This window comes from Stenotrophomonas sp. FR012, from assembly GCF_047520565.2.
Classification (GTDB): domain Bacteria; phylum Pseudomonadota; class Gammaproteobacteria; order Xanthomonadales; family Xanthomonadaceae; genus Stenotrophomonas; species Stenotrophomonas sepilia.
Map to the genome: position 1 here is coordinate 76,542 of NZ_JAXBQL020000012.1, position 11,581 is coordinate 88,122.

General features: G+C 66.5%; 8 protein-coding genes. 6 read left to right on the top strand and 2 right to left on the bottom strand.

The genetic code is table 11. The features are described 5' to 3' along the window. Positions 1–203: 203 nt before the first annotated feature. Complete coding sequence (locus ACM0O9_RS17140; RefSeq protein WP_188239065.1) at positions 204–3,044, top strand: bifunctional diguanylate cyclase/phosphodiesterase; 2,841 nt, start codon at positions 204–206, stop codon at positions 3,042–3,044. Between the two features lie 19 nt (positions 3,045–3,063). Here ACM0O9_RS17140 and ACM0O9_RS17145 read toward each other — a convergent pair whose 3' ends face one another. Then, positions 3,064–3,657, bottom strand: a complete 594-nt coding sequence (locus ACM0O9_RS17145; protein ID WP_005416197.1) for an LOG family protein — start codon at positions 3,655–3,657, stop codon at positions 3,064–3,066. A gap of 344 nt (positions 3,658–4,001) precedes the next feature. After that, positions 4,002–5,498 carry an aminotransferase class III-fold pyridoxal phosphate-dependent enzyme gene (locus tag ACM0O9_RS17150; protein WP_005416198.1) on the bottom strand — a complete coding sequence of 499 codons (1,497 nt, stop codon included), beginning with the start codon at positions 5,496–5,498 and terminating at the stop codon, positions 4,002–4,004. Between the two features lie 210 nt (positions 5,499–5,708). Here ACM0O9_RS17150 and queA point away from each other — a divergent pair, with 210 nt between their 5' ends. From queA to secF, 5 genes are all read left to right on the top strand, one after another. Further along, positions 5,709–6,776 carry a tRNA preQ1(34) S-adenosylmethionine ribosyltransferase-isomerase QueA gene (gene queA, locus ACM0O9_RS17155; RefSeq protein WP_065185185.1) on the top strand — a complete coding sequence of 356 codons (1,068 nt, stop codon included), beginning with the start codon at positions 5,709–5,711 and terminating at the stop codon, positions 6,774–6,776. 176 nt (positions 6,777–6,952) lie between these two features. Continuing rightward, a complete protein-coding gene (gene tgt, locus ACM0O9_RS17160) occupies positions 6,953–8,083 on the top strand; it encodes a tRNA guanosine(34) transglycosylase Tgt (RefSeq protein WP_014646826.1) in 1,131 nt (376 codons plus the stop codon). Between the two features lie 132 nt (positions 8,084–8,215). Beyond that, complete coding sequence (gene yajC / locus ACM0O9_RS17165; protein ID WP_005416201.1) at positions 8,216–8,560, top strand: preprotein translocase subunit YajC; 345 nt, start codon at positions 8,216–8,218, stop codon at positions 8,558–8,560. 61 nt (positions 8,561–8,621) lie between these two features. Continuing rightward, positions 8,622–10,478 carry a protein translocase subunit SecD gene (secD, locus tag ACM0O9_RS17170; protein ID WP_005416202.1) on the top strand — a complete coding sequence of 619 codons (1,857 nt, stop codon included), beginning with the start codon at positions 8,622–8,624 and terminating at the stop codon, positions 10,476–10,478. A 16-nt stretch (positions 10,479–10,494) separates the two neighbouring features. Beyond that, complete coding sequence (secF, locus tag ACM0O9_RS17175; protein WP_065185182.1) at positions 10,495–11,475, top strand: protein translocase subunit SecF; 981 nt, start codon at positions 10,495–10,497, stop codon at positions 11,473–11,475. The last annotated feature ends 106 nt before the right edge of the window (positions 11,476–11,581 follow it).

Genomic DNA, 11,581 nt, shown 5'->3' on the forward strand with positions numbered 1-11,581 from the left:
GGGTAAGGCCTGCAGGCGATGGCGCATAGCCGGTGGCAGGGGCGGGCAGGGCGAGGGTCATGGCTCGGAAGGGGCTGCAGACAGCAGGAAAAACGTACGGGCGCACGATTCGGGGTTTACGGGCTTCCATTGCCCCCCGGGTGGCGCGCTATGCTCGTCGGCTCAGGGGAGGCGACGCATCGACGGCGCCAAGAGATTGTCATTTGTCCACGCATGCTGAACCGGCGGAAGAGCCACCACACGAGGCCGTGCTGAGCACGGCGCTGGTGCGCGCGTTGCATGCGCTTTTGCCGGAAACGGCCTTGGTCCGCGTCGGCTGGGACGACCCGCAGCTCGGGCGTGGTCAGGGCGGATGGCCGGCCGACGGGGCGGCAGGCGCGTTCACTGCGCCGGGCATCGGCGAGGGCTCCCATGGCTGGGAACATGACGGTGCACGCCTGCAGTTGTCGGTGGAAGGCGCCGTGCCTTCTGCGGCGTGGTGGGGGCTGGCCCGTCAGGCCATGGAACTGGCACTGCAGCGTGGCCGCCAGGCCGGGCAGATCAAGGCGCTGGAGGAAGCTGAACGGTTGCAGCAGGCGCTGTTCCAGATCGCCGATCTGGCCGGCGCCGATCTGGAAATGTCGGAGATGCTGCGTCACGTGCACGGCGTGCTCGGCACGCTGATGTATGCCGAGAACTGCTACATCGTTGAATACGATGATGTGCGTGACCAGATCCGCTTCCTGTACTTCGCCGACCAGGTCGACGATTTCGTCGCCGACCCGACGCAGAGCCATGACGCCGCCGAGATGCCGCGCAGCTTGACCGTCGCGCTGCTGCGCCATGGCAAGCCGCTCAGCGGACCCTCGCGCGAACTGCTGGCGCGCGTGGTCGAGCAGGAGCACGACCCGCAGCGTGGCCCCGAAAGCCTGGACTGGCTGGGTGTGCCGATGCTGCGCGATGGCCGGGTATGCGGCGCGATCGTGGTGCAGAGCTATGAGCTGGCGGCCCGTTATGGCGAGGCCGAGCGGGCGTTGCTGGGCTTTGTCGCGCAGCACGTGCAGACTGCGATGGATCGGCGCCAGGCGCAGGTCCGGCTGGAGCAACAGGTGGAGCGGCGTACGCTGGAACTGCAGCGCGCCAACCACAGCCTGCAGGATGAAGTGGCGGAGCGCCGGCGCGCCGAGCAACTGCAGACCGCGCTGTACAACATTGCCGAAATGGCGATGTCGGCCGACAGCCTGGCCCAGTTCTACGGGCAGGTGCATGGCGTGGTCGGGCGCCTGCTCGATGCGCGCAACTTCTATATCGCGCTGGTGAACGGAAGCGGCAACGGCCTGGACTTCGTCTATTCGGTGGACGAGCACAATGCCAGCCGTGCACCTCGTCCGTTCAGTCGCGGCCTGACCGAATACGTGGTGCGCAACCGGCGGCCCCTACTGGCCTCACGCGCCCAGATCGATGCGCTGCTGGCCAGTGGCGAGGTGCGTGAATCCGGCGCGCGCTCGCATTGCTGGCTGGGCGTGCCGCTGCTGCGCGATGACGAGGTGGTCGGTGCGATCGTGGTGCAGAGTTACAGCGAGAACAGTACGTTCAGCGTGCACGATCAGCGGCTGTTGACGTTCGTTGCGCAGAACATCGGAACCGGGTTGGCGCGCCAGCGCGACCAGCAACGGCTGCGTTTGGCGCATGCCGAACTGGAAAAGCGCGTGGAGGAACGCACGCGTGAGCTGGCCGAGGTCAACGAGAAGTTGCTCGGCCAGATCGGCGAGCGCCTGCGGGCCGAGCAACGCCTGACCCATCAGGCCATGCACGATGCGCTGACCGGCCTGCCCAACCGGCTGCACCTGCTCGATCGCCTGCAGGATGCGCTGGCGCTGGCCAGGCGCGAGGGTGGGCCGGTGTTCGCCGTGCTGTTCCTCGACCTGGATCGCTTCAAGCTGGTCAACGACAGCATCGGCCACGCCGCGGGTGACCGCATGCTGGTGGAGGTGGCCAAGCGCATCGTATCGATGGCCGGTGCCGATGATGTGGTGGCACGGCTGGGCGGTGATGAATTCGCGGTACTGCTGCAATGCCCGCAGGGCCTGGCACAGGCACTGGATTTCGGCCAGCGCCTGCTGCTGGCACTGCAGGAGTCGATGTGGATCGCCGGCCGCGAACTGTTCCCGTCCGGCAGCCTGGGCATCGCGCTGTGGAATCCGCGCTACCGTACCGGCGAGGAGCTGCTGCGTGATGCGGACGCGGCGATGTACCGGGCCAAGGCGCAGGGCCATGACCGCTGCGCGATCTTCGACGAGGACATGCGTGAACAGGCCATGCGCAGCCTCGACCTGGAAGCCGATCTGCGCCGCGCGATCAACAACCGTGATTTCGTTCCGTTCTTCCAGCCGATCGTGCGCCTGTCCGATGGCGAAGTGGTGGGACATGAGGCATTGCTCCGCTGGCAGCACGAGCGTCGTGGCCTGCTGTTGCCCGGCGCGTTCCTGGAGCTGGGAGAGGAAAGCGGCCTGATCGAACAGGTCGACTGGCTGATCTACGAGCAGGTCATCGCGCGCCTGGCCGAAGGTGGGCAGAGCTATGTCTCGGTGAACGTTTCGCCGCGCCATTTCCGCTCGGCCGAGTTCAGCGACCGCCTATTCGGCCTGCTCGACGCGTGTGGCGCCGATCCGCGCCGGCTGCGGCTGGAGATTACCGAGGTCGCGCTGCTGGACGATGCGCCGCACACGCTGCGCATCCTGCAGGGCCTGCGCGAGCGTGGCATCCAGGTGCAGCTGGACGACTTTGGTACCGGCTTCTCTGCGCTGTCCTACCTGCACCGATTCCCGATCAGTACATTGAAGATCGACCAGAGTTTCATCGCCGGCCTGCACGGGCCGGAAGTGCAGAGCACGCGCGCGCTGGTCGAAGGCGTGCTGTCACTGGCCCGCACCCTGGGCATCGAAACCATTGGCGAAGGCATCGAGACCGAGGCGCAGCGGCAGACACTGCGCGAACTCGGTTGCGACTATGGCCAGGGATACCTGCTGGGCCGTCCCGCACCGTGGGCACGGACGCTGGCGTGAGCCACCGCGACGGTTCGCTTCAGCGCAGAGCCGAGCGACGTTTCTCGTCGATCCACTTCGAGGCCTGGGCCGGCTGGTAGTTCTGCATCCACACCAGCATTTCCTCGATGTCCGAGCCGTACCAGAGGTCCTGGCGCTGGTCCGGATGCAGGAAACGCTCTTCCACCATGCGGTCGATCATGCCGATCAGCGGCGCGTAGAAACCTTCCACATCGAGGAACGCGCACGGCTTGTTGCCGATGCCCAGCTGGCGCCAGGTCAGCATCTCGAAGATCTCTTCCATGGTGCCGAAGCCACCGGGCAGGGCAACGAAGCCATCGGCGAGGTCGAACATGCGCGACTTGCGCTCATGCATCGAGCCGACGATCTCCAGTTCGGTCAGGCCGCGGTGGGCCACTTCCCAGTCGGCCAGCTGGCGCGGGATCACGCCGGTCACCTCGCCGCCAGCGGCGAGCACGGCGTTGGCCACGGTACCCATCAGGCCAACGTTGCCGCCGCCATACACCAGGCGCAGGCCATCGCGGGCAATGCGGTCGCCCAGTGCAATGGCGCGTTCGGTATAGGCCGGCTTGCTGCCAGCGTTGGAACCACAGTACACACAGATCGATTTCATGGATCTTCCTGTCTCTTGGCCGGAAACGAAAACGCCCCGTCGCCGACCGCAGGGCGGTCAGAGACGGGGTGTCAGTGGATTATGAGGCCTTGACAGGCCTTCTGTAGCGCCGAGCCGCGCCGCGTTTAACCGGCGGTGCCATTGCACCACCTCGCATCGCAATGCGCGCGGAGCCCTCCGTTCCGGGGGATGGTTCCGGGCTCGGCTGCCCTTCGTTCAGATCACGGCAAAGGCGTCAGCCAAGCAAGGCGATGCCGGTCGTCCTGACCATCACCCTTCGGGCCGTCGCCAGCGACGTTGGCAGCGGCTCCTGCCGCTGCCTCCGGTTCTACCAAAGCGATGGCTTACGCCGCCGCGGCCTGCTCGCGGCGCGGGCCTTCACGCAGGGCACGGCCCACCATGGCCACCAGCAGGTCCAGCTCCTGGCTGTCCATGCCGAAGTGCGGGGTGAAGCGCAGCGAGTTCTCACCACCGTGAATCACGTTGATGCCGTGCTGGCGCAGCCATTCCTCGGTGGAGTTGGCGCCATAACACTTGAACTGCGGGGCCAGCTCGCACGAGAACAGCAGCCCGGTGCCCTGCACCTTGGTGATCAGGCCGCCCAGCTCGCTCTTGAGCTGTTCCAGCTTGCGCACGGCCTCGGCACCGCGCTCGGCGATGTTGGCGCGTACCTGTGGGGTCAGCTGTGCCAGGGTGGCGCAGGCGACGTCCAGCGCACGCGGGTTGCTGGTCATGGTGTTGCCGTAGATGCCCTTGCGGTACAGCTGCGCAGCATGCTCGGTCACCGCCAGCACCGACAGCGGGTACTGCGCGGCGTTGAGCGCCTTGGAATAGGTCTCCATGTCCGGCGGGTCAAGGCCTTCAAAGCCCGGGTAATCGACCACCGACAGCACGCCATGCGCGCGCAGGCCGGCCTGGATCGAGTCGAGCAGCAGCAGGCTGCCATGCGCACGGGTCAGCTCACGGGCAACGGCATAGAACGACGGCGGCACCGAACGGCCCGGGTCGCCTTCGCCCATCACCGGCTCCAGGAATACGGCTTCGATGAACCATTGGTTGCGTGCAGCATCCTCGAACACCTTGCGCAGGCCGGCCTCGTCGTAAGGCGCCACGGTGATCACCGAGTCCTCGCCACGGTAGCTGGCCAGGTGCTGCATGTAGCTCTTGCGGCTGGAATCCGAATAGAGGGCAGGGCGGTCGGTACGGCCATGGAAGCTGCCCTTGACCACCACGCGCTTGATCGTAGCGCCGGCGTGACGTGCGCCAGGATCGGTCTGCAGCTTGGCGTTGACGTCGGCGATGCGCGCGGCCAGGCCGACGGCTTCGGAGCCGGAATTCAGGCACATGAAACGGGCGAACGGGCAGCCGCCACGGCGGTGGCCGATCTCGGCGCGCAGGGCGGTGATGAAGCGCTGCTGCGACAGGCTGGGGGTCATGATGTTGGCCATCACCTGTGGGCGCGCCATGGCCTCCAGCACGGCGTCCGGGGTGTGCCCGAAGCCGAGCATGCCGTAGCCGCCGGCGTCGTACAGCACGGCGCCCTTCAGGGTGACCACCCATGGGCCGCGCGCGGCCAGCGCCACGTACGGGGTCACCGCGTCATCGGCATAGAAATTGACGAATCCGTCCTGCATCGCGTCGATCTGTGCCTGTTCGTCCTGTGCCAGCAGCGGCCCCAGGTCGGCCTGCACGCGCGCGAATTCCTCGGCGGCGGCGTCCACTGCGGCGATCAGCTGCGGGTGGTTGGCGGACAGGGCGGTCAGGGTGGCATCGTCCAGGCCGGTAGTGAGGCGGGTGCCGGGCTGGTTGCGCAGGGGGGCGAGGCGTTCGATGAAGCTCATTGCAGATCTCCTGAAACAATGGGTCGCACGGGCCATCAAAAGCAAAACGCGCGTCATCACGCGCGCTTGGGGCAGGCTCGTGCAGCGGACTTCCGGTTCGATGCTAGCACTTGTTTTTTTGCGCGATAACCCCGCAGAAACCTGCTGCATAGCAGCATTTTGCGCGACGTTCGCCGCGAAGTGCGCCGGCTCGCAGACGCTGGACGTACAATGCGCGCCATTGTCGACCTGTTGCCGCCCACCGCCTTGAAGAAGTCCGATTTCCACTACGACCTGCCGGCTGAACTGATCGCGCAGGCTCCCCTGGCCGAACGCTCCGCCAGCCGCCTGCTGCTGGTACCGCCGGCACCTGCCGCCTTCACCGACCTGCAGGTGCGTGACCTGCCGTCGCTGCTGCAGCCGGGCGACCTGCTGGTGTTCAACGACACCCGGGTGATTCCGGCGCGCCTGTTCGGGCAGAAGGCCAGCGGCGGCCGCGTGGAGATCCTGATCGAGCGCCTGCTCGGCGGTCAGCAGGCGCGTGCGCAGGTCGGCGCCAGCAAGTCGCCGAAGGCCGGCAGTCGCATCGCGCTGGATGCCGGTGGCGAAGCCGAGGTGCTGGGCCGCGATGGCGAGTTCTACGTGCTGCAGTTCCATGTGCCGGAGTCGCTGGAGCAGTGGCTGCTGCATGCCGGCCGCCTGCCGTTGCCGCCCTACATCCAGCGCGAGCCGGGCGTGGACGACCGCGAGCGGTACCAGACCGTGTTCGCGCGCGAGGTAGGCGCGGTGGCGGCACCGACCGCCGGCCTGCATTTCGACGAGCCGCTGCTGGCGGCGCTGAAGGACAAGGGCGTGGAGTTCGGCCACGTCACCCTGCATGTGGGTGCGGGCACCTTCCAGCCGGTGCGCGCCGATGACCTGAAGGACCACGTTATGCACCGCGAGTGGCTGAACGTCGGCGCCGAACTGGTGCAGCAGGTGCGGCGCACGCGCGCCGGCGGCGGCCGGGTGATCGGCGTCGGCACCACCGTGGTGCGCGCGCTGGAAAGCGCGATGCGCGATGGCGAGCTGCTGCCGTTCGCCGGCGAGACCCAGATCTTCATCACCCCGGGCTACCGCATCCGCAGCGTCGACGCGATGGTGACCAATTTCCACCTGCCGGAAAGCACGCTGCTGATGATGATCTCGGCGTTTGCAGGCAAGGACCGCGTGTTCGAGGCCTACCGGCACGCGATCGAGCAGCGCTACCGCTTCTTCAGCTACGGCGACGCAATGCTGCTGTTCCCGCAGGCGGAGTAGGGGCTGACCTCTGCTTGCTTGTGGTGGGTGCGCACCGTTGGTGCGCACTTGCAGGTGCCTGGAGACCAGGAAAGCCACGCATGGCGTGGCTCTACTGCCGTGCCGTTCAGGCCTGAATGGGCGGTCGAGCCGGTTTTGGGAGACAATGAGCAACTATTTGCCCGAATGACCGCTCCATGTCCCGACTGCAGTTCCAGCTCCAGACCCGCGATGGCCGTGCCCGCCGTGGCCGCCTGACCTTCCCGCGTGGCACGGTGGAAACGCCGGCCTTCATGCCGGTGGGGACCTATGGCTCGGTCAAGGGCATCCTGCCGGACCAGGTGCGGGCGCTGGGCGCCGAGATCATCCTCGGCAACACCTTCCACCTGTACCTGCGCCCCGGCCTGGACATCATCGCCGACCACGGCGGGCTGCACGGCTTCTGCCGCTGGGATGGCCCGATCCTGACCGACTCCGGTGGTTTCCAGGTGTTCTCGCTGGCCCATCGACGCAAGATCACCGAGCAGGGCGTGACCTTTGCCTCGCCCACCGACGGCGCCCGGGTGTTCCTCGGTCCCGAGGAGAGCATGAAGATCCAGAAGGTGCTCGATTCGGACATCGTGATGATCTTCGACGAGTGCACCCCGTACCCGGCCACCGAAGACGTTGCCCGCCGTTCCATGGAGCTGAGCCTGCGCTGGGCCCAGCGCAGCCGCAACGCGCATGACGAGCTGGGCAACGACGCGGCCTTGTTCGGCATCGTCCAGGGGGGCGTGCACACCGACCTGCGCAGCCGCTCGGCCGACGCCCTGCAGGCGATCGGCTTCGACGGCTACGCCATCGGCGGCCTGGCCGTGGGCGAGCCGGAGCACGAGCGCAACGCCATGCTCGACCACCTGGATCCGGAGCTGCCGGGCGACCGCCCGCGTTACCTGATGGGCGTGGGCCGGCCGGAGGACCTGGTCGAGGGCGTGGCACGCGGCGTGGACATGTTCGACTGCGTGATGCCGACCCGTAATGCGCGCAACGGCCACTATTTCACCTCGTTCGGCACCGTTCGCATCCGCAATTCCCAGTACGCGCGGGACATGGACCCGATCGAGCCGGGCTGCGGCTGCGTGGCCTGCACCGGCGGTTACACCCGGTCCTACCTGCGCCACCTGGACCGCTGCAACGAGATGCTGGCGCCGATGCTGGGCACCCTGCACAACCTGTTCTATTACGAAAAGCTCATGGCCGACATCCGTGCCGCGATCGAGGCGGGAACCTTCCTGGCCTTCCGCGAGTCCTTCTACGCGGCACGCGGAGCGGTGGCCCCGCCGCTGTAACCCCGACGCCCCCTGCCGAACGGCCCAAGGACGAACGCCCGGGGCCGTGGCATACTTCAAGGCTGACCCAGATCCGCGGTCGACACCCCCGCCCCTAAGGGACGGGAGCGCCGCCCAACCAAAGGACCAACGATGAACCTGCTTGCTTTCCTGATTCCCGCCGCCCACGCCCAGGCCGCCGGCGGCCAACCGCAGGGCATGGGCCTGACCACGCTGCTGTTCCCGATCATCCTGATCGCCATCATGTACTTCCTGATGATCCGCCCGCAGATGAAGCGGCAGAAGGAGCACAAGGCCATGCTGGAGAAGATCAAGCGCGGCGATGAAGTGCTGACCAACGGCGGCATCGCCGGCAAGGTCACCGATATCGGCGACCACTTCATCACCGTCGAAGTGGCCGACAACGTGCGCATCCGCGTGCAGAAGGGTGCTGTCGGCAGCGTGCTGCCGACCGGCACCCTGGATTCGGCCAAGTAAGCCACTCCCTTTCCGAAGCACAACCGCGGCGCCGGGGATGGCGCCGCGCGGGACCCAAGCAATGCTCGAATTTCCACGCTGGAAGTACGTCGTCATCCTGATCGTACTGGCGCTCAGCGCGCTGTATGCGCTGCCCAACATCTACCAGAAGGACCCGGCCATCCAGATCACCGCCAACCGTGGCGGGCAGATCGACGATGCGCTGCGCGACCGTGTGCTGGCCGACCTGAAAAAGGCCGGCATCGCCACCATCGGTGCCGAAAAGGAAGGGGAAAGCCTGATCGTCCGCCTGTCGGACCTGAAGTCGCAGTCCGCTGCCAGCGACGCCCTGCGTGACACCGTCGGCGAGAAGTACACCGTGGCGCTGAACCTGGCTTCGACCGTGCCGGACTGGCTGGCCAACCTCGGCGGTCGCCCGATGGTGCTGGGCCTGGACCTGCAGGGCGGCGTGCATTTCGTGCTGCAGGTCGACCAGAAGGCTGCCCTCGACAAGCGCCTGGATGCCTATACCGAAGACGTGCGCAGCACCCTGCGTGACGCGCGCATCGCCTACCAGTCGGTGGAACGCCGCGCCGACAACAGCATCGTGGCCAACCTGAGCCCGTCCGCCGGTGACGACGCCGCGCAGCGCGCCCGTGCCGCCCTGGTCAAGGCACAGCCGACGCTCGGCTATGACGTCAGCGGCAACCGCATCACGGTCACCGTGCCGGAGACCGAGATCACGCAGATCGCCAACGGCGCCATCGAGCAGAACATCAACACCCTGCGCAACCGCGTGAACCAGCTCGGCGTGGCCGAGCCGATCATCCAGCGCCAGGGTGCCGACCGTGTGGTCGTGCAGCTGCCGGGCGTGCAGGACACCGCCGAAGCCAAGCGCATGATCGGCGCCACCGCCACCCTGGAGTACCGCGCGGTGGTCGAGGGCAATGCGCAGGACGCCATCAATTCCGGCCGCATCCCGCCGGAAGCGAAGGTCTACCAGCAGCGTGACGGCCGCGGCCCGATCCTGCTGAACAAGCGCGTGATCGTCACCGGTGACCAGATGGTCGGCGCGCAGGCGGTGACCGATTCGAACAGTGGCTCCCCGGCGGTCAGCGTGACGCTGAACAACGTCGGTGGCCAGCGCATGTTCGACTTCACCAGCGCCAACGTGAACAAGCCGATGGCGGTGGTCTACACCGAGCGCGTGCCGACCGTGACCGTCGTCGACGGCCAGGAAGTGCGTGGCTTCAAGGTCAACGAGGAAGTGATCTCGGTGGCCAACATCAACGGCGTGTTCGGCAAGAACTTCCAGACCACCGGCCTGCAGAAGAAGGAAGCCGAAGACCTGGCCAAGCTGCTGAAGTCGGGTTCGCTGGCTGCGCCGATGGACTTCGTCGAGGAGCGCGTGGTCGGCCCGAGCCTCGGCGCCGAGAACGTCAAGAACGGCATGCGCGCGGTGGTGTTCGCGTTCCTGTTCACCCTGGTGTTCTTCAGCGTGTACTACCGCATGTTCGGTGTGATCACCTCGGCAGCGATGCTGTTCAACCTGCTGATCGTAGTGGCGGTGATGTCGCTGTTCGGTGCCACCATGACCCTGCCGGGCTTTGCCGGCCTGGCGTTGTCGGTCGGCCTGTCGGTGGACGCCAACGTGCTGATCAACGAGCGTATCCGTGAAGAGCTGCGAGCCGGTGTGCCGGGCAAGACGGCGATCGTGACCGGTTACGAGCGTGCCTCGGGCACCATCCTCGACGCCAACCTGACCGGCCTGATCGTCGGCGTGGCGCTGTTTGCATTCGGTACCGGTCCGCTGAAGGGCTTCGCGCTGACCATGATCATCGGTATTTTCGCCTCCATGTTCACCGCGATCACCGTGTCGCGTGCGCTGGCGACGCTGATCTACGGCCGTCGCAAGAAGCTCCAGAACGTGGCCATCTGACGGGACGACACGCACAATGAAACTGTTTCCGCTGCACATCCTCCCGAACGACACCAAGATCGACTTCATGCGCTGGCGCCATGTCGCCATGGCAGTCACCATCGTGGTGTTCCTGGCCTCGGTCGCCATCATCGGCATCAAGGGCTTCAACTACGCGCTGGACTTCACCGGCGGCACCCTGATCGAAGCCCGCTTCGACAAGGCGGTGGATGTTGAGCAGGTCCGCACCAAGCTCGAGCAGAGTGGCTTCGAAGGCGCCCAGGTGCAGAGCGTGGGTGGCAACACCGACCTGCTGATCCGCCTGGCCCCGCACGGCGAGCATGCTCCGGGTACCGGCGACGCCGCCCACGAGGACAAGGCCACGGCCGCTGCCGTGGTGAAGGCGTTGTCCACTGCCGACAACCAGGCCACCGTGCTCCGCAACGAGTTCGTGGGCCCGCAGATCGGCAAGGACCTGGCGATGAATGGCCTGTATGCCACCATCTTCATGCTGGCCGGCTTCCTGATCTACATCGCAGTGCGCTTCGAGTGGAAGTTCGCGGTCACCGCCAGCATCGTGGCGATGTTCGACCTGATCGTGACGGTCGCTTACGTGTCCCTGCTGGGCCGTGAGTTCGACCTGACCGTGCTGGCCGGCCTGCTGTCGGTGATGGGCTTTGCGATCAACGACATCATCGTGGTCTTCGACCGCGTCCGTGAGAACTTCCGCAGCCTGCGCGTGGATTCGATGGAAGTGCTGAACCGTTCGATCAACCAGACGCTGTCGCGTACGGTGATCACTGCGGTGATGTTCTTCCTGTCCGCGCTTGCCCTGTACCTGTACGGCGGCAGCTCGATGGAGGGCCTGGCCGAGACGCATATGATCGGTGCGGTGATCGTGGTGCTGTCCTCGATCTTGGTGGCAGTGCCGATGCTGACGATCGGTTTCCTGCGCGTCAGCAAGCAGGACCTGCTGCCGAAGGCGAAGGACGTTGAGGCCCTGGCCCGTCGCCCGTAAGCGTTCGCGCTGCACGCAACCCACAGAGAACCCCGCGCAAGCGGGGTTTTTTGTGTTGCAGGGCTTGCAGCCCTGCACCCACGGTAGTGGGGGGGGGGGGGGGGGG